This window comes from Streptomyces sp. NPDC003379, assembly GCF_053589195.1.
Genome location: NZ_JBSFRK010000034.1, coordinates 12303 through 29884, shown reverse-complemented (window position 1 = coordinate 29884; position 17582 = coordinate 12303). Strand labels below are relative to the sequence as shown.

16 protein-coding genes are annotated in these 17582 nt (G+C 70.7%); 8 read left to right on the top strand and 8 right to left on the bottom strand.

The window, feature by feature from the left end:
• Positions 1–3: 3 nt before the first annotated feature.
• The 5 genes from ACWDVB_RS28475 to ACWDVB_RS28455 all read right to left on the bottom strand — a co-directional run bounded on the left by ACWDVB_RS28475 (position 4) and on the right by ACWDVB_RS28455 (position 4717).
• Positions 4–1788 (bottom strand): glycoside hydrolase family 15 protein, encoded by a 1785-nt coding sequence (locus tag ACWDVB_RS28475; protein WP_451517468.1) that lies wholly within the window; start codon positions 1786–1788, stop codon positions 4–6.
• Positions 1789–1842: 54 nt separating this feature from the next.
• Entirely contained in the window at positions 1843–2631 is a 789-nt protein-coding gene (locus ACWDVB_RS28470) for an SURF1 family cytochrome oxidase biogenesis protein (protein WP_451517467.1), read from the bottom strand.
• Positions 2632–2689: 58 nt separating this feature from the next.
• Positions 2690–2923 carry a hypothetical protein gene (locus ACWDVB_RS28465; protein WP_451517466.1) on the bottom strand — a complete coding sequence of 78 codons (234 nt, stop codon included), beginning with the start codon at positions 2921–2923 and terminating at the stop codon, positions 2690–2692.
• A 131-nt stretch (positions 2924–3054) separates the two neighbouring features.
• Positions 3055–4050 carry a DEDDh family exonuclease gene (locus tag ACWDVB_RS28460; protein ID WP_451517465.1) on the bottom strand — a complete coding sequence of 332 codons (996 nt, stop codon included), beginning with the start codon at positions 4048–4050 and terminating at the stop codon, positions 3055–3057.
• 31 nt (positions 4051–4081) lie between these two features.
• On the bottom strand, positions 4082–4717 hold the full coding sequence (locus tag ACWDVB_RS28455) for a TetR/AcrR family transcriptional regulator (RefSeq protein ID WP_451517464.1): 636 nt from the start codon (positions 4715–4717) through the stop codon (positions 4082–4084).
• A gap of 73 nt (positions 4718–4790) precedes the next feature.
• Between ACWDVB_RS28455 and ACWDVB_RS28450 the strand changes: the two genes are divergently transcribed.
• The 6 genes from ACWDVB_RS28450 to ACWDVB_RS28425 all read left to right on the top strand — a co-directional run bounded on the left by ACWDVB_RS28450 (position 4791) and on the right by ACWDVB_RS28425 (position 10939).
• Positions 4791–5588 carry an acetoacetate decarboxylase family protein gene (locus ACWDVB_RS28450; RefSeq protein WP_451517463.1) on the top strand — a complete coding sequence of 266 codons (798 nt, stop codon included), beginning with the start codon at positions 4791–4793 and terminating at the stop codon, positions 5586–5588.
• Position 5589: 1 nt separating this feature from the next.
• The gene (locus ACWDVB_RS28445; protein ID WP_451517462.1) at positions 5590–6474 is read left to right on the top strand and encodes an SDR family NAD(P)-dependent oxidoreductase; all 885 of its coding nucleotides are present in this window, start codon (positions 5590–5592) and stop codon (positions 6472–6474) included.
• Positions 6475–6488: 14 nt separating this feature from the next.
• Entirely contained in the window at positions 6489–7826 is a 1338-nt protein-coding gene (locus ACWDVB_RS28440) for an amidohydrolase family protein (RefSeq protein WP_451517461.1), read from the top strand.
• Complete coding sequence (locus ACWDVB_RS28435; protein ID WP_451517460.1) at positions 7823–9073, top strand: amidohydrolase family protein; 1251 nt, start codon at positions 7823–7825, stop codon at positions 9071–9073. The genes ACWDVB_RS28440 and ACWDVB_RS28435 overlap by 4 nt, the downstream gene beginning before the upstream one ends.
• Positions 9074–9224: 151 nt before the next feature.
• Positions 9225–10166, top strand: a complete 942-nt coding sequence (locus tag ACWDVB_RS28430) for a sterol desaturase family protein (RefSeq protein ID WP_451517459.1) — start codon at positions 9225–9227, stop codon at positions 10164–10166.
• The gene (locus tag ACWDVB_RS28425) at positions 10163–10939 is read left to right on the top strand and encodes a lysoplasmalogenase (protein ID WP_451517458.1); all 777 of its coding nucleotides are present in this window, start codon (positions 10163–10165) and stop codon (positions 10937–10939) included. Before ACWDVB_RS28430 ends, ACWDVB_RS28425 begins: the two co-directional genes overlap by 4 nt.
• Here ACWDVB_RS28425 and ACWDVB_RS28420 read toward each other — a convergent pair.
• The 3 genes from ACWDVB_RS28420 to ACWDVB_RS28410 form a co-directional block, all read right to left on the bottom strand.
• A complete protein-coding gene (locus tag ACWDVB_RS28420) occupies positions 10846–11877 on the bottom strand; it encodes a CopD family protein (protein WP_451517457.1) in 1032 nt (343 codons plus the stop codon). The two genes, ACWDVB_RS28425 and ACWDVB_RS28420, sit on opposite strands and share 94 nt — an antisense overlap.
• A 118-nt stretch (positions 11878–11995) precedes the next feature.
• The gene (locus tag ACWDVB_RS28415) at positions 11996–13561 is read right to left on the bottom strand and encodes a S8 family peptidase (RefSeq protein ID WP_451517456.1); all 1566 of its coding nucleotides are present in this window, start codon (positions 13559–13561) and stop codon (positions 11996–11998) included.
• Between the two features lie 14 nt (positions 13562–13575).
• Entirely contained in the window at positions 13576–15123 is a 1548-nt protein-coding gene (locus tag ACWDVB_RS28410) for a S8 family serine peptidase (RefSeq protein WP_451517455.1), read from the bottom strand.
• Positions 15124–15460: 337 nt separating this feature from the next.
• Between ACWDVB_RS28410 and ACWDVB_RS28405 the strand changes: the two genes are divergently transcribed.
• The gene (locus tag ACWDVB_RS28405; protein WP_451517454.1) at positions 15461–15859 is read left to right on the top strand and encodes a DUF485 domain-containing protein; all 399 of its coding nucleotides are present in this window, start codon (positions 15461–15463) and stop codon (positions 15857–15859) included.
• Positions 15856–17493: a solute symporter family protein gene (locus ACWDVB_RS28400; protein ID WP_451517453.1), complete on the top strand. Its 1638-nt coding sequence runs from the start codon at positions 15856–15858 to the stop codon at positions 17491–17493. The genes ACWDVB_RS28405 and ACWDVB_RS28400 overlap by 4 nt, the downstream gene beginning before the upstream one ends.
• The last annotated feature ends 89 nt before the right edge of the window (positions 17494–17582 follow it).

Genomic DNA, 17582 nt, shown 5'->3' with positions numbered 1-17582 from the left:
GCCCTATCCTCCCGCGTCCTCACCGAAGAGCGCGAGGGCCGTGTTCACCAGACCGATGTGGCTGAACGCCTGCGGGAAGTTGCCCAGCTGGCGCCCGGACACCGGGTCGTACTCCTCCGCGAGCAGCCCCACGTCGTTGCACAGCGACACCAGGTACTCGAAGAGTTCGCGCGCCTCCTTCGTGCGGCCCGTCATGTGCAACGCGTCCACCAGCCAGAACGAACAGACGAGGAAGGTGCCTTCCTCGCCGGGCAGACCGTCGATCACCTTCGCGTCGGATGTGTAGCGGCGCAGCAGACCGTGGTGGTCGAGCTCCGCGCGGACCGCGTCGATCGTGCCGATGACACGCGGATCGTCGGGCGGCAGGAAACCGGTGTGCGGGATGAGCAACAAGGAGGCGTCCAGTTCGGTGGAGCCGTAGGACTGCGTGAAGGTGTTGCGCTCCGGGTCGTAGCCCTTCTCGCACACCTCCCGGTGGACCTCGTCCCGCAGCTTCCGCCAGCGGTCCGGGTCGCCGCGCAGCTCGGGGTTCTCCTCCAGGGCGCGCACCGCCCGGTCGGCGGCGACCCACACCATGACCTTCGAGTACACGAAGTGGCGGCGCGGACCGCGTACCTCCCACAGCCCCTGGTCCGGCTCGCGCCACTTCTCGCGCAGGAACTCCAGGAGACAGAGTTGGAGATTCCAACCCTGGGGACGGGTGGTGAGACCGGCGTGGTGCGCGAGGGCGAGGGAGTCGATGACCTCGCCGTACACGTCGAGCTGCAACTGCTCCACGGCTTTGTTGCCGATCCGCACGGGCGCCGACCCCGCGTAGCCCGGCAGCCACGGAATTTCGTACTCCGGAAGGCGCCGCTCGCCGGCGAGGCCGTACACGATCTGGAGGTCGGACGCGTTGCCCGCGACCGCGCGCAGCAGCCAGTCGCGCCAGGCCTCGGCCTCCTCCAGATAGCCGGCCATGAGCAGCGCGCCCAGGGTGAGGGTGGAGTCGCGCAGCCAGCAGTAGCGGTAGTCCCAGTTGCGTACGCCGCCGATCTCCTCCGGCAGGGAGGTGGTCGGGGCGGCCACGATGCCGCCGGTCGGGGCGTAGGTCAGGGCCTTGAGGGTGATGAGCGAGCGCATGACCGCGTCGCGGTACGGGCCGTCGTACTGGCAGCGGGAGGACCAGGCGCGCCAGTCCGCCAGGCTGTCGCGCAGCGCCGCGTACGGGTCGACGAGGGGCGGGCGTGGCTCGTGCGAGGGGTGCCAAGTAAGGACAAAAGCGACCTTCTCCCCTTCCTTGACGGTGAACTCGGAGTGGGTGCCGAAGTCGCGGCCCCAGGTGCGCACGGGCGGTTCGCTGCGCAGCCACACGGAGTCGGGCCCCGCGACGGCGACGCGGTGCCCGTCCACCTTGCGCATCCACGGCACGACCGAGCCGTAGTCGAAGCGGAGCCGGAGCGTGCTGCGCACGGTGACGCTGCCTTTGAGACCTTCGACGATGCGTACGACATCGGGGGAGCGGTCACGCTGTGGCATGAAGTCGGTGACGCGCACCGAGCCGTCCTCGGTGTCCCACTCGGAGTCCAGGACGAGGGAGTCGCGGCGGTAGGCGCGGCGGGTGCACGGGCCCGCGTCCTTCGGGGCGACGCGCCAGTGGCCGTTCTCCTCGTCGCCGAGCAGCGCGGCGAAACAGGCGGCGGAGTCGAAGCGGGGCAGGCAGAGCCAGTCCAGCGAGCCGTCCTTGCCGATGAGGGCGGCGGTCTGGTGGTCGCCGATGAGCGCGAAGTCTTCGATTGGTCGGGGCACGCGGAACGGGTTCCCGGGGGAGGCCCTTGTCAATCGGACGGGACTCGGGTGGACTCAGGCGGTCGCCGGTGCCGCTTCCGGAGCGGGAGCCTCCGCGGCGGCCGCGCGGTCACGGCGCTCCCTGCGGACCAGGACCACCCAGCCGACGGGGACGCCCGCGGCGAACAGCCACCACTGGACCGCGTACGCCATGTGTGGGCCGATGCCGCTGTGGTCGGGCTCACCGATCAGCTCGGGAGTGTCGCCCGGGGGGTCGGGCGAGGTCTGCTCGACATAGCCGCCGAGGACCTGCTTGCCGAGGCTGTCGGCCTGCTGCCCGCTGCTGATCAGCATGATCTGACGGTCCGGCAGGCCGCGGACGTCCTTGATGCCGCTGGCCGCGGACGTCTCGTCGGCCATCAGACGGCCGGTCACGGTGACTTCGCCCTTCGGGGCGGCGGGGATCTTCGGGAAGGCGGTCTGCGGTCCGTCGGCCGGGATCCAGCCGCGGTTGACGAGCAGGACCTTGCCGTCGTCCAGGACGAAGGGGGTCAGCACGTGGAAGCCGACCTTGTCGTCGGAGTCGGTGCGGCGCCGCACGACGACCTCGTGCTCCGTGTCGTACGTCCCCTTGGCGCTCACCCGGCGGTACAGGTCCTCCTTGGGCACCTTGTGGCCGGGGGAGGTGATCTCCTCGGCCGGGACCGGATCGGCGGCCAGCGCCTTGGAGATCCGCTGGTTCTGCGCGACGCGGTGCTCGTGCCGGTGCAGCTGCCAGAAACCCAGCTCGACCATCACGGGGATGAGGACGAGGGCGATGAGGGTGAGGATCACCCACTGCCGGGTCAGGAGGAAGCGGTACACCCCACGACCGTACAACTCGGTCGTGAGGTGCCTAAAGGTGGGGTCGGGCGTGGGGCGCTCAGACTTTGTCGATGATGCCCACCCGCCCCTCCGCGCGCGAGCAGTGGGCGCCGCAGTACCAGTGGCCGTCCGCCTCGACGCCCTGGCCGATGATGCGGCACCGGCAGTGCTCGCAGATGGGTGCCATGCGGTGGATGGCGCAGGAGAAGCAGTCGAAGACGTGCACCGCGCCTTGTGCGTGCACTTCAAAGGACATGCCGTAGTCGTTTCCGCAGACCTCGCAACGTGCCATGCGCCACAGGGTGGGGCGCCGCGGCGGTGCGGTGCGAGCGGTCGGCGGGCGAGTCGTCCGCAATCACCCGTCTGACGGTCGCCGACTCGCCGACCACGTCGTCACCCGTACGACGGTCACCGCCCCGACGTTCACTCGTCCGTGGCGGGCGCCACGTCCTGGAGGAGCTGCCCGAAGGCGGCCTCGTCGATCACCGGCGTGCCGAACGAGCGCGCCTTGACGGTCTTGGAAGTGCCCGAGTCCGGGTCGTTCGTGACGAGCAGACTCGTGAGACGCGACACGCTCGTCGCGATGTGCAGGCCCGTCTCGACCGCCCGGTCCTCAAGCAGCTCGCGCTCCACGGAGGTGTCTCCGGAGAACGCGATCCGCATGCCCCGCTTGAGTGGTTTGCCCGGTTCGTAACGCCCCGGGTTCGGATACGGGCACGGCGGGCGCTTTCGCGAGGGGCGCCAACTTCCGGGCCGGTACGACGAGGAGGGCGCCGGTCCCGTCGACTGGCGGACGACGCGGGGCGCGCCGTCGGACCACTCGGTGAGCGGGCGGCACTCCAGGAGCGGCAGGCGCACATTGCCCCCGGCGGCCGCGTGCAGGCTCGGGCGGAACGCCTCGGCGAGCACGCGCGCGTCGTCCAGGGCATTGTGCGCGTGGCGCTGCTCGACGCCGAAGTGGGCGGCCAGGGACTCCAGCTTGTGGTTGGGCAGCGGCAGCGCCAGCTCCTTGGAGAGCGCGATGGTGCACAGCCGCTGGCGCACGGGGGCGGTGCGCTCCGCGCGTGCGTACTCCCTGGCGATCATCGACCAGTCGAAGACGGCGTTGTGCGCGACGAGGACGCGGCCTTCGAGGCGGCTCGCGAACTCCTCGGCGATGTCCGGGAACAGCGGCGCCTGGGCCAGCGTCTCGCTGGTGAGGCCGTGGATCCAGACGGGGCCCGGGTCGCGCTGGGGATTGACCAGCGTGTACCAGTGGTCCTCGATCTCCCCCTGGGCGCCCACGCGGTAGACGGCCGCCGACACTATGCGGTCGTCGCGGGCCAGGCCGGTGGTCTCCACGTCGACGACCGCGTACCCCGTTGGATACGCGGCCGGCCAGGAGGTGGCGGACGCTGCGGTCGTGCGGTCTTCGAGCATGGTCCATGAGGATACGGGCCGCCACCGACAGTCATGCCCCCGGTCCGAGAAGCCCCGTCACCAGAGCCTTGACGGAGGTGGTGAACAGGGCCTCCGGATCGAGGGGTCCGGCCAGCGCGCGGGCGAGCGCGCCGTCCCGCTCCGCCGCCTCGGCCGTCCACAGCTCCTCCTCGGCGGGATGCTGAGCCGGGGCGCGTTCACGGTTGCGTTCGACCAGGACATGGCCGACGACATGGACCTGGACGGCGCGCACGGCGTCGGCGGCACGGACACCGCGCAGGCCCGTCTGGTGCACCTCGTGGACCAGGGCACGCTGGGCGGGCAGGAACATCCGTTCGGTCAGGCCACGTTCGTGGACCATCGCCACGAGGTGCGGATGGTCGAGCAGTTGGCGGCGCAGGGCGCGGGCCACGGAGGCGACGCGCTGGGCGGGGGTGCGGCCGGTGGGGCGGATCTCGCCGAGGTCGGCGAGGGTGCGCTCGACGAGGGCGTCCAGGAGCGCCTCGCGGTTGCCGACGTGCCAGTAGATCGAGGTGACGGCGGCGCCCAGCTCGGCGGCCAGCCTGCGCATCGTCAGGGACTGCGGGCCGTGCCGTTTGACAAGACGCGCGGCGGTGTCCAGCACGTCGTCTCTGCTGAGGTGCGTACGCGTCTCTTTACCCTTCACGCTTCCTGTTGTAACTGTGTTACAGAGCAGCCGCAAGCCCGACTACCACAAGCTTGACGAAGGGTGGTACGACATGGCACGCGTACGGTACGGAGCGCGCACCGAGGCGGAGATCGCCGCCGCGCGCACCGCGAGTTCCAAGCTCCCCGACATCTGGTCCACGGGCGTGGTGGCCGTCTGGGAGAGCGATCCCGACGCGGTCGCGGCGGTTCTGCCGCCCCCGTTGAAGCCCACCGGGCGGCCCCTGGTGCGGGCCGGAATCAGCAAGGTCGACCTGCCCGGCTACCCGCTCGGCGCGGGCTCGGTGGCCGTCGCCGCCGAGCACGGGGGAGTGGCCGGCTGGTATCCGCTGGTGATGCCGATGACCCATGAGCGGGCCCTGATCGGCGGGCGCGAGGTCTTCGGTGAGCCGAAGAAGCTCGGCGAGGTCGAGGTCGAGCGCGACGGCATGGTCGTACGTGCCTGGCTGGCCCGGCACGGCATCGCGTTCGTGGAGGTGCGCGGCGCGGTCAGCGGTGCGCTGCCGCTCCCGGAGCCGGCCCGGAAGACGGACTTCTACTTCAAGTTCCTGCCCGGGGTGGACGGTTCGGGCTTCGACGCCGACCCGGTACTCGTGCACTGCGTACGGAACGAGAAGGTCCGCAAGCTGGAGGGCATCACCGGCGACGTCGTCCTGCGGGAGTCGATGTACGACCCCGTGGCCGATCTGCCGGTGCGGGCGATCGTCGGGATCACCATCGGCGAGAAGACCACCGACCAGCAAGGCCGCGTCGTGGAGCGCGTCAGCGCGCAGGCCCTGCTGCCCTACATCCACCAGCGCTACGACGACCCCGCGCAGATCCTCGACGGCCCGCCCGAGGGGAGCGTCTGAGATGGAGCTGCGCGCGGGACAGGTCGCCGTCGTCACCGGCGCGGCGAGCGGCATCGGGCTAGCCATGGCGCGGCGGTTCGCGGCGGACGGCCTGAAGGTGGTCCTCGCGGATGTCGAGGGCGGCGCCCTGGAGAAGGCCGCCGCGGGGCTGCGCGAGGACGGAGCCGGCGTGCACGCGCGCGTGGTCGACGTCGGAGACCGCGAGCAGGTCGTCGCCCTCGCCGACGAGGCGTACGACACGTTCGGCGCCGTCCATGTGCTGTGCAACAACGCGGGCGTCGGCTCGGGCGCCGAGGGCCGCATGTGGGAGCACGAGCCGAACGACTGGAAGTGGGCCTTCGAGGTCAATGTGTGGGGCGTCTTCCACGGCATCCAGGCCTTCGTCCCCCGGATGATCGCGGGCGGCGAGCCCGGACACGTCGTCAACACCTCCTCCGGCGACGGCGGCATCGCACCGCTGCCCACCGCCTCCGTGTACGCGGTCACCAAGGCGGCCGTGGTGACGATGACCGAGTCCCTGTACGCGCATCTGAAGGCGGAGCACGCGCGCGTGGGCGCCTCCGTGCTCTTCCCCGGACCCCACATGCTCCGCACGGGCCTGTGGGAGTCGCACCGCAACCGGCCCGACCGGTACGCCAAGTCCCGCCCCCGCAGAGCCCCTTACCGCAGCCTCGACCAGTGGGAGGCCGCGATGAAGGACGCAGGGCAGGAGGTGCGGTTCACGCCCGTCGAGCAGGTCGCGGACTTCGTGGCGGACGGCATCGCGGCGGGCCGCTTCTGGCTGCTTCCGGAGAGCGAGCACAGCGACCGGCAGATCAAGGCGAGGTCGCGGTCGATGCTCGACCGCTCCGACCCGACGTACCTCGAGAACTTCATCCTGGACTGAAGGGAGCGCCACCGATGAGCGACCAGGGCCACCAGGGCCACCAGGGCCACCAGAACCGGCAGGACCCGCAGACCCCGCAGGACCCGTACCTGATCATCTCCTCCGACTGCCACGCCGGGCTCCCCACGGAGGAGTACCGCCCCTACCTGGACAGCCGCTTCCACCGCGCCTTCGACGACTTCCTCGGGGAGCGGGACGCACGCCGACAGGAGGCCACCCGGCTCGGCATCCGCAACGACGCGTTCGCCGCCAAGTGGTTCCACGACAACGAGGAGGGCCTGCGCGGCGGCTGGGACACCGCGCAGCGCCTCAAGGAGCTGGACGGCGACGGGGTGGCCGCCGAGGTCGTCTTCCCCGACGCGGATGCCGTGGACAGCCGGACGGCCGCGCCCTTCGGCGTGGGCCTCGGCCTCTCCGGAGACCAGGACCCCGAGCTCGGCATGGCGGGCGCGCAGGCGCACAACCGCTGGCTCGCCGAGTTCGTCTCCGAGCACCCCGAACGGCACTGCGGCGTCGCCCTGCTGCCCGTCACCGGCGAGGTCGACCGCGTCGTCGCCGAGATCCGCCGCACCAAGGAGTCGGGGCTCGGCGCGCTGATGATCCCCTCCATGTGGGTCGACAAGGCGCCCTACCACGACCGGCGTTACGACCCGGTGTGGGCGGCGGCGGCCGAGTGCGCGATGCCCGTCCTCACGCACTCCGGGGCGGCACCCCGCCACGAGTACGGCGACCACCTCGGGATCTACGTCTCCGAAGTGACGTGGTGGCCCGCGCGGCCGCTGTGGTTCATGCTCTGGTCCGGCGTCTTCGAGCGACACCCGGGGCTGAGGTTCGGCGTCGCGGAGTCCGGCTGCTGGTGGCTGCCGAACCTCCTGTGGTTCATGGACCGCCTCTACCTGGGCGCGCACGGCGGCAAGAAGCTCTCCCCGTTCGCCGAGCTGAAACGCCCGCCGCACGAGTACCTGGACCGGCAGCTCTTCGTCTGCGCCACCAACACCAAGCGCCGCGAGCTGGCCCAGCGCTACGAGATCGGCGTCGACAACATCCTCTGGGGCAGCGACTTCCCGCACCCGGAGGGGACATGGCCCGACACGCGCGCGTGGCTGCGGAAAACCTTCCACGACATCCCGGTGGGGGAGACCCGCCGCATGCTGGGCCTCGCCGCCGCCGAGGTCTTCGGCTTCGACACGGACAGACTCGCGCCGCTGGCACACCGCATCGGCCCGACCCCCGCCGACCTCGGACAGGACACCGACCAAACGGCCGTGGAGGCCTCCTGGGCCCGCTCTCGCGAGGTGGGCCGCCACTGGCTGACCGACCACGACTTTCCGGTACTGGGGGCGGACACATGAGCGGACATACCAGCGCGGAGCGCTACACCGTCATCTCCGCCGACTGCCACGCGGGCGCCGATCTCCTGGACTACAAGCCCTACTTGGAGTCCCGCCACCACGACGCGTTCGACGCCTGGGCGGCCACGTACGTCAATCCGTACGAGGACCTCCTCGCGGACACCGCCGACCGCAACTGGAACTCGGACCGCCGTATCGCCGAACTTGAAGCGGACGGCATCGTCGCCGAGGTCGTCTTCCCGAACACCATCCCGCCGTTCTTCCCCTCGGCCTCGCTGATGGCCCCGGCCCCCACCCGCGAGGAGTTCGAGCTGCGCTGGGCGGGTCTGCGCGCCCACAACCGCTGGCTCGCCGACTTCTGCGCCGCCGCGCCCGGCCGTAGGGCGGGCGTCTTCCAGATCCTCCTGAACGACGTCGACCAGGCCGTCGAGGAGATCCACCGGTCGGTGGAGGCCGGCCTCACGGGCGGGCTCCTGCTGCCCGGCACCCCGCCGGGCTCGGGGCTGCCGGAACTCCACTCGGCGGCGTACGACCCCATCTGGGCGGCCTGCGCCGAGCTGGGCGTGCCGGTCAACCATCACGCGGGCTCGGCGTCGCCGCCGCTGGGCGAGGAACCCGCCGCGCGCGCGGTGTTCATGGTCGAGACGACGTGGTTCTCCCACCGGGCGCTGTGGCACCTCGTCTTCGGCGGCGCCTTCCGCCGCCATCCGGGGCTGCGCCTCGTCCTCACTGAGCAGGGCTCCGGCTGGATCCCCGGCGTCCTGGGCATGCTGGACTACTACCACGCGCGCCTGGTCGCGGCGGCGACGAAGACCGGGAGCGCCGACACGGCCGAGTCGAAGTTCGGCGCGGGTCTCGCCGAGGCGATGGGCAAGGGCCCCTCCGAGGTGTGGCGCGAGAACTGCTTCGTCGGCGCCAGCTTCATGCGCCCGCACGAGGCGGCCCTGCGCGACCGCATCGGCCTCGACAAGATCATGTGGGGCAGCGACTACCCCCACGACGAGGGCACCCACCCCTACTCGCGCGAGGGCCTGCGCGTCGCCTACGCGGGCCTGCCCAGGGACGAGATCGCCGCCATGGTCGGCGGCAACACCGCCCGTGTCTACGGCTTCGACCTGGAGCGGCTCGGGCGCATCGCCGCGCGCGTGGGACCCACGGTCCAGGAACTGGACGAACCCCTCAAGGAAGCCCCGGCCGACGCGACGAGCCCGGTGTTCGCGCCAGGAGGGTCGGTGCGCGTCTGGTGACCTCGGCTCACGGCTCAACCGGCTGCGGGCCGCCGAGCAGCTGACCGAGCGGCCTTTGGAGAGGATCACCAACAACCGCTCCCGTACCGCCGGTAATACTTGTCGGTAACCACCTCTAGTCGCGGGCGAGGAGCCGTTCTACGGTGCACGCATGTCCCCGAACCTGCCCGATGTCGTGCTGTGGTCCATCCCGGCCTTCGTGCTGCTCACCGTCGTCGAAATCGTGAGCCACCGGATCCATCCCGATGAGGACGCCGCCGGGTACGAGGCCAAGGACGCCACCACCAGCGTCACCATGGGGCTCGGCAGCCTCGCCTTCGACTTCCTGTGGAAGATCCCGATCGTCGCGATCTACTCGGCCGTCTACGCGCTGACGCCGCTGCGCGTGCCCGTCCTGTGGTGGACCGTCCCGCTGATGCTCCTCGCGCAGGACTTCTTCTACTACTGGTCGCACCGGGGCCACCACGTCATCCGCATCCTGTGGGCCTGCCACGTCGTGCACCACTCCAGCCGCAAGTTCAACCTCACGACGGCGCTGCGCCAGCCCTGGACGAGCCTGACGGTGTGGCCGTTCTACCTGCCGCTCATCGCCTGCGGTGTCCACCCGGCGGCACTCGCCTTCTGCTCCTCGGCCAACCTCGTCTACCAGTTCTGGATCCACACCGAGCGCATCGGAAAGCTCCCCCGCCCCTTCGAGTTCGTCTTCAACACGCCCTCGCACCACCGCGTCCACCACGCGTCCCAGGGCGGCTACCTGGACCGCAACTTCGGTGGCATCCTCATCATCTGGGACCGCCTGTTCGGCTCCTGGGTGGCGGAGACCGACCGCCCCGTGTACGGCCTGACGAAGAACATCACCACGTACAACCCGCTGCGCGTCGCCACCCACGAGTACGCCGCCATCGCCAAGGACGTGAAGGCGGCGACCAGTTGGCGCGAGCGGGCCGGGCGGGTCTTCCGCGGCCCCGGATGGCAGCCGAAGGCTCCCGAGGCACCCACGGCCCCCGTACGGCCCCCCGAGACGACAGCCCCTGAGACGACAGCCCCCGAGACAGCAGCCGCCGAGGCGACGGTCGCGGAGCGGGCGGCATGACGGGGCGGCCCGCGCCGAGGCTGCTCCTCGGCGCCTTCGGCCTCGCCGCGCTCGGGGACCTCCTCGCGCTTCTCATGGACTTCGACCCCGGCCACGCCGTCTTCAAGCCGCTGCTCATGCCGCTCCTCGCGGCATACGTGGCTGTGCGGCGGGGCCCGCGACTCCTGATCGCCGCCCTCCTCTTCAGCTGCGGCGGCGACACCCTCCTGCTCTTCGACGCCGAGCCCGCCTTCCTCGCGGGAATGGGCTCCTTCGCCGCCGGGCACATCTGCTACCTCGTACTCTTCAAGCGGTACGGCGACACCACGAGGTACGCCCGTACGGGCGGCTCGCCACGCGCGCGTGGGGCGGCGCTCGTGGCCGCGTACGCCCTCGCGCTCGCCGTCACCGTGGCGCTGCTCTGGCCGGACCTGCCGGCCGACATGCGGGGACCCGTCGCGGGCTACAGCCTGCTGCTCACCACCATGGCGTTCGGCGCGACCACGCTGGGCCTCACGGCAGCCGCCGGAGGGGCGCTGTTCCTGCTGTCGGACACGCTCATCGCGACCGGCGTCGCCGAGTGGCCGCAGCTGCCCAGACCCGATCTCGCGATCATGCTCACCTACATCGCGGCGCAGTTCCTGCTGGCCACAGCCGTGCTGGGCAGAACCGTGCCGGCCACAGCCGTGCTGTGCGAAGGTCACCAGCGGATCGGCACCGGCACCGCGGTCAGCAGCGCCGAAAGCACGACGACCACGCCCAGCGCGATCACCTCACCGCGCGCGGGGACGTAGGTCTGGAGCCGGGCGCCTGTGCCGCGCAGCCGGTGGCGGGCCAGCAGCGCGAGCACGGCGACCACGGCCACGAGCAGCGCCTTGGCGAGCAGCGTGCGGCCGTACGCCGTCTCGGTGAGCTGGTCCACGACCGTGCTCGGCGGCATCCGGCGCAGCGTGCTGCAGATCCCGGTCACGGTGATGGCCGCGAACAGAACGGCGGCCACGCGCGCGTAGAGGCCGAGAACGGCGACGCTCGCCTCCGGAGCGGTCGTCCGCCACCGCCGCAGCATCCGCAGGACGTACAGCAGACCGCCCGCCCACAGCGCCCCGCACGTCAGGTGTACGAGCGTGAGACCGCTGCCGACCAGCGGGGAGTCCTCCACCGGAGGGTGGGCGCGCAGCGCCTCGGCGACGATCACCGCGGCCAGGGGGAGCGCCGCCGCCGCGGGGCGCCGTGAGCGGGCGCACAGCGCGGCCACGATGAAGGAGTTGACCTCCAGGAGGGCGAGCCTGCCGTCCCGGGAGTCGTAGAGCCGCCCGATGTCCAGGTCGGAGAGCTGCTGCGGGACGAGATTGCCGTTCGCCACGATCGCGGCGAGTCCGAGCGCCGCGGCGCATCCCGCCCACGCCGTGTACGCCGCCCAGCCGCGCGGCGCACGGTCCAGCGGCGCCCCCGGGACACGGCGGGCGAGCCGCGTCACGAACACCTCGCCCAGCTGCACGCACAGCGCGCCGAACACGACCGCCCGCAGAAACGTGATCCCGCCTGTGCCGGGCGCCTGCGCCTCGCCGGTGCCGCGCAGCGCGACCGAGGGGCCGAGCAGCGGGATCAGAGTGGCGACGGCCACCAGGACGAGCACGGCCACGGCGCGTCCGACGGGAGGGCGGCGACGCGGGGCAGCACGGTGCGAGGTGGGGGGCGCGGCCGCCACCTCGCACCCGGAAGACGGTCGCATGGAACTCACCACAAGATCTTCACCAGGTGTGACCGCGCCCGGCAAGTCGGGAGCAAGGGGGCCGGACGGCGCACCACCGCCAGGCCCCCTCGTCACACCGTCACACCGTCACGTCACGCTACTCGCGCACGGCGTCCAACGCGTCGGCCATGCCCGCGCCGTAGAACCCGTTCTTGTTCTTGCCGCCCTCGCAGACCGCGTCGACCTTGCCGTCACCGTCGAAGTCGTACGGATCGGTGCAGGCCATCGCGTCCGCCTGGCGGTACAGGAGCGCCTTGATCCGGGCCGGCGAGGCGTGCGGGTGCGTGGACTTCAGGAGTGCGGCCACGCCCGCGGCGTGCGGCGACGCCATCGACGTACCGCCCTTGTAGCCGAACTTGCCGCCCGGCAGCGTCGACAGGATCCTGCCGTCGACGGCCGGTGGGTTGGGCGTCTGGTACCGGGTGGCGTCGCCGCCCGGGGCCGTGATGTCGATGACGCCCTTGCCGTAGTTCGAGTACGACGCCTTGATGTCCTTGGCGCCGGTGGCGGAGACCGTCACCACGCCGGGCAGCTGCGACGGAAGGTCGAAGCAGTCCTTCGTCTTGATGGTGCGGGGCACCGGAGTGGTGTCGTTGGGGCTCGTCGTGTCGACGATCTCGTCCTGGGCGAGGTCGGTCTTCGCGTTGCCCGCGGCCGCGACGTTCACCGCGCCCTTGCGCTCCGCGTACTTCGCGGCCCGGCCGACCGCGTCGACCAGCGCCTTCTGGTCGTCGTCCGTCGTGCAGTTGAACAGCCACGGGTCGGTGTAGTAGCTGTTGTTGGTGACGTCCACGCCGTGGTCGGCCGCCCACACGAAGCCGCAGACGACGGCCTCCGCGTAGTACAGGGCGGTCGCGGGCTCCGCCACCTTCAGGCTCGCCACCTTCACGCCGGGCGCGACCCCGGTGATGCCGGTGCCGTTCTTCGCGGCGGCTATCGAGCCCGCCACGTGCATGCCGTGGTCGCTCTCCTTGGCCACCGGACGCCACGCGTTGTCCTTCTGGACGGGCACGCCGCCCAGGCAGCTCGCGGACGCCCGGCGGTCGAAGTTGGGCGCTATGTCGGGGTGGGTGTCGTCGATCCCGGAGTCGAGGACGGCGACCGTCACCTTGCGGCTGCCGAGTGATATCTCGTGCGCCTTGTCCGCCTTCATGGCGGGCAGGTCCCACTGGAGCGGCTCCAGCTCGTCCTGGCCCGCCGCCGCGCTGCCCGCCGCGGCCTTCGCCTCGTCGGCGGTCAGCGGCCGCTCGGAGTCGAGGGCGTTGTCGGACTGCGCGGAGAGCGGGGCCGTCCGGGTCGCGCCCGCCGAGTCGACGCCCTTCGCCTTGCGGATCGTCCTGGCGAAGTCCGGGTTCGCCGAGTGGACGACGATGACGCCGATCTTGTCGTACGCGATGACGACGTCGCCACCGGCCTTGGTGATGGCCTTCTTGACGCGCTGGGAACTTCCCTTGCCGGGGCGGACGTTCACCACATAGCTCATCGATGTGGCGTCCGAGGCCGCGGCGGACGCCGAAGCGGGCGCGTCCGGCATGGAGGCGGGCCGCGCCGACGCCGAACCCGGCAGGAAGGCGACGGCCGACGCCACCGCCACCCCGAGCGGGACAGCCAGCGCGCGGCGGGAGCGCGGGAAGCCGGTGGCCTTGCTGGGGATCCTGGTCACGTCCGTACCCCCCGTCACTTCTTCTTCACGGCGTCGAGCGCGTCGACGAGACCGCTGCCGTAGAAGCCGTTCCTGCCCTTGCCGCCGCTCTCGCAGACCGCGTCGACGTCACCGTCGCCGTCCGGGTCGTACGGCCCGGCGGGGCACTCCATGCGGTCGGCCTGCGCCTTGAGGAGGCGCTGCAGCTCGGCGGGGCCCGCCTTGGGGTGCGTGGACTTCAGCAGCGCGGCGACGCCCGCGGCGTGCGGCGCGGCCATCGACGTACCGCGCAGCCAGCCGTACTCGCCGTTCGGCATGGTGGAGAGGATGTTGCCGTTCTTCGACGGGGTGTCGGTCGGCAGTTGGTACTTGTCGCCGCCCGGGGCCGTGACGTCGACGACGCCCTTGCCGTAGCTGGAGTACGACGACTTGAGGTTCTTCACGCCCGTCGCGCTGGTGGTGACGACGCCCGGCAGCTGGGTCGGTACGTCGAGGCACTCGTGCGGGTCGATGGTGCGGGTCACCGGAGTGGAGTCGTCCGGGCTGGACTTGTCGACGATCGCGTGGGAGTCCAGGTCGTGGTTGGAGTTGCCCGCGGAGGCGACGTTGAGGATGCCCTTGCCCTTGGCGTACAGCTGGGCGCGGTTGACCGCGTCGAGGATGGCCTTCTGGTCCGGGTCGTCCTTGCAGTTGTACAGCCACGGGTCCACGTAGTAGCTGTTGTTGGTGATCTCGACGCTGTGCTCGGCGGCGAACACGAAGGCGCAGACCACGTTCTCCGGGTAGAACAGCTCGTCGACCGGGTCGGCGACCTTGATGCCCGCTATCTTCACGCCGGGCGCGACGCCCGCGACGCCGACGCCGTTGCGCGCGGCGCCTATCTCACCCGCCACGTGCGTGCCGTGGTAGTGGTCCTTGTTCGCCGGGCGCCAGGCCCCGGCCGAGGTGTCCGCCTTGCCGCCGACACAGCTCGCGGACTGCGACGCCGAGAAGTTCGGGGCGAGGTCCGGGTGGGTGTCGTCGACGCCGGTGTCGATCACGGCGACGGTGACCTTCTTGCTGCCCGGGTTGATCCTGGCCGCCTTGTCGGCGCCGATCGCCCGCAGGTCCCACTGGTCGGCCTCCATCGGCTCGGCGCCGGGAGCGGCGCTCCGCTTCAGGGACTCGGCGTCGGCCTCGGACAGCAGCTTCGCCTTGCCGTCGTCCGTGGTGCCCGCCGCCCGCAGCGGCGCGGTGTGGGTCGCGCCCGCGGACTGCACACCGCGGACGTCACGTATGCGCTCGCCGAACTTCGGGTCCGACGCGTGCGCGACGATGACGCCGATCTTCTGGTGCGCCACGACGACGGAGCCGCCGGCCTTGGCTATCGCACGCTTCACGTACGCCATCGTCTTGTGGTCCGCGCGGGTGTTGACGACGTACGCGAAGACGGGGGCGTCCTTCGCGGCCGACGCCGACACGGGGGCGGGCGACTCGTTCGGGGCCGCCGTCGCGGCACCGGGCACGAAGCCGACCGAGGCGGCGAGCGCGATACCGAGCGGCACGGTCAGCGCCGTACGGCGTCTGGAACGCAGATGAGCCATGGGATCTCCACATCATCCGGATACGGAACCGCCCGAACACAGCTGGTGCTCGGGCAGGTACATGACGGGTCGTGCAGGGCGAAGCTATCTCCCGAACTCCCAGGCCAGCAATGCCTTCCGGAAGAACCGGAAGAAACCGGTGAGCCGGGGCGCGTCGTGCGCGCCGCCATGACGTTGAGCAGACAACAGAAGCAACATCAACCCCTGTCGGATCACGGCCCGTGGCCTTAGCATCGCCATCCGTGGCTCACGTGATCCGCGTCACGCCGGATGTGAGACCAGAGCCCCCATGGAACAACTGTCCGTCCCCACCCCACCCGCACCACGAGGAGACTCCGTGGCCACCGACGCACCGCCCCCTTCGAAGGGTGGCGCAGGGAAAGAACCAGCTCCCCACGCGCCCTCCACGGAGGAGTTCGCCGAGATGCAGGAGAGCGCGGAATTCGGTGAACTGCGCCGCGCCCACCGCTCGTTCGCCTTCCCGCTCACCATCGCCTTCATCACCTGGTACCTCGTGTACGTCCTGCTCTCCAACTACGCGGGCGACCTCATGGGCACCAAGCTGTTCGGCAACATCAACGTCGCCCTGGTGCTCGGCCTCGGGCAGTTCCTGACCACCTTCCTCATCGCCTGGTTCTACTCGCGGCACGCCGCGGCGAAACTCGACCCCAAGTCCGAGGCGATCAAGTCCCGTATGGAGTCCGGCATGCAGTCCCGCACGGAGGGCGACGCATGAGCCCCGCGCACACCGCCGTCATCGACCTCGCGGCGGCGTCCGACGCCTCCCAGCACCGGCCGCTGATCATCAGCCTCTTCGCCGCCTTTGTCGTCGCCACCCTCATCATCACCGTCTGGGCCGGCCGGCAGACCAAGAGCGCCGCCGACTTCTACGCGGGCGGGCGCCAGTTCACCGGCTTCCAGAACGGCCTGGCGATCTCCGGCGACTACATGTCCGCCGCTTCCTTCCTCGGCATCGCGGGCGCCATCGCGCTCTTCGGATACGACGGCTTCCTCTACTCCATCGGCTTCCTGGTCGCCTGGCTGGTGGCGCTGCTCCTGGTCGCCGAACCGCTGCGCAACTCCGGCCGCTACACCATGGGAGACGTGCTCGCGTACCGCATGCGCCAGCGCCCCGTCCGCACCGCCGCGGGCACCTCCACCATCGTCGTGTCGATCTTCTACCTGCTCGCCCAGATGGCGGGCGCCGGTGTCCTGGTCTCGCTGCTGCTCGGCATCACCTCCGACGCCGGCAAGATCCTCATCGTCGCCCTCGTCGGCGTCCTGATGATCGTCTACGTCACCATCGGCGGCATGAAGGGCACCACCTGGGTGCAGATGGTCAAGGCTGTCCTGCTCATCACCGGCACCGTGCTCATCACCTTCCTCATCCTCCTGAAGTTCAACTTCAACGTCTCCGACCTGCTCGGCTCCGCCGCCTCCAACAGCGGACAGGGCTCGAAGTTCCTGGAGCCCGGCCTCAAGTACGGCGTGAGCGCCACCTCTAAGCTGGACTTCATCTCGCTCGGCATCGCCCTCGTCCTCGGCACCGCCGGACTGCCGCACATCCTGATCCGCTTCTACACCGTCCCCACGGCCAAGGCCGCCCGCAAGTCCGTGAACTGGGCCATCGGCATCATCGGCGCCTTCTACCTGATGACCATCGTCCTCGGCTTCGGCGCCGCGGCCCTGCTCAAGCCCGGCGAGATCATCGCCTCCAACAAGGCGGGCAACACCGCGGCGCCACTCACCGCCATGGAGATCGGCGGCGGCGGCGACTCCGCCGGCGGCGCGATCCTCCTCGCGGTGATCTCCGCGGTCGCCTTCGCCACGATCCTCGCCGTCGTCGCGGGCCTGACCCTGGCCTCGTCCTCGTCCTTCGCGCACGACATCTACGCCAACGTCATCCGCAAGGGCAAGGCCACCGAGAAGGAGGAGATGAAGGCGGCCCGCTGGGCGACCGTCTTCATCGGCGTCGTCTCCATCGCGCTGGGCGCCCTGGCCCGCGACCTGAACGTCGCCGGTCTCGTCGCCCTCGCCTTCGCGGTCGCCGCCTCCGCGAACCTCCCGACGATCCTCTACAGCCTCTTCTGGAAGAAGTTCACCACCCAGGGCGCGCTCTGGTCTATCTACGGCGGTCTGGCCGCGGCCGTCGGCCTGGTGCTGTTCTCCCCGGTCGTCTCCGGCAAGCCCTCCTCGATGTTCCCCGACGCGAACTTCGACTTCTTCCCGCTGGAGAATCCTGGCCTGATCTCCATCCCGCTCGGCTTCCTGCTCGGCTGGCTCGGCTCGATCCTCTCCAAGGAGAAGCCGGACAAGGGCAAGTACGCCGAGCTCGAGGTCAAGTCCCTCACCGGCGTCGGGGCCCACTGACAGGGAATCGTTCACACGCCCGTAGCGGCCGCGTCGTAGAGTCCTACGACGCGGCCGCACCGTTCCTCGTGGCAAATGGCCCATGGCGT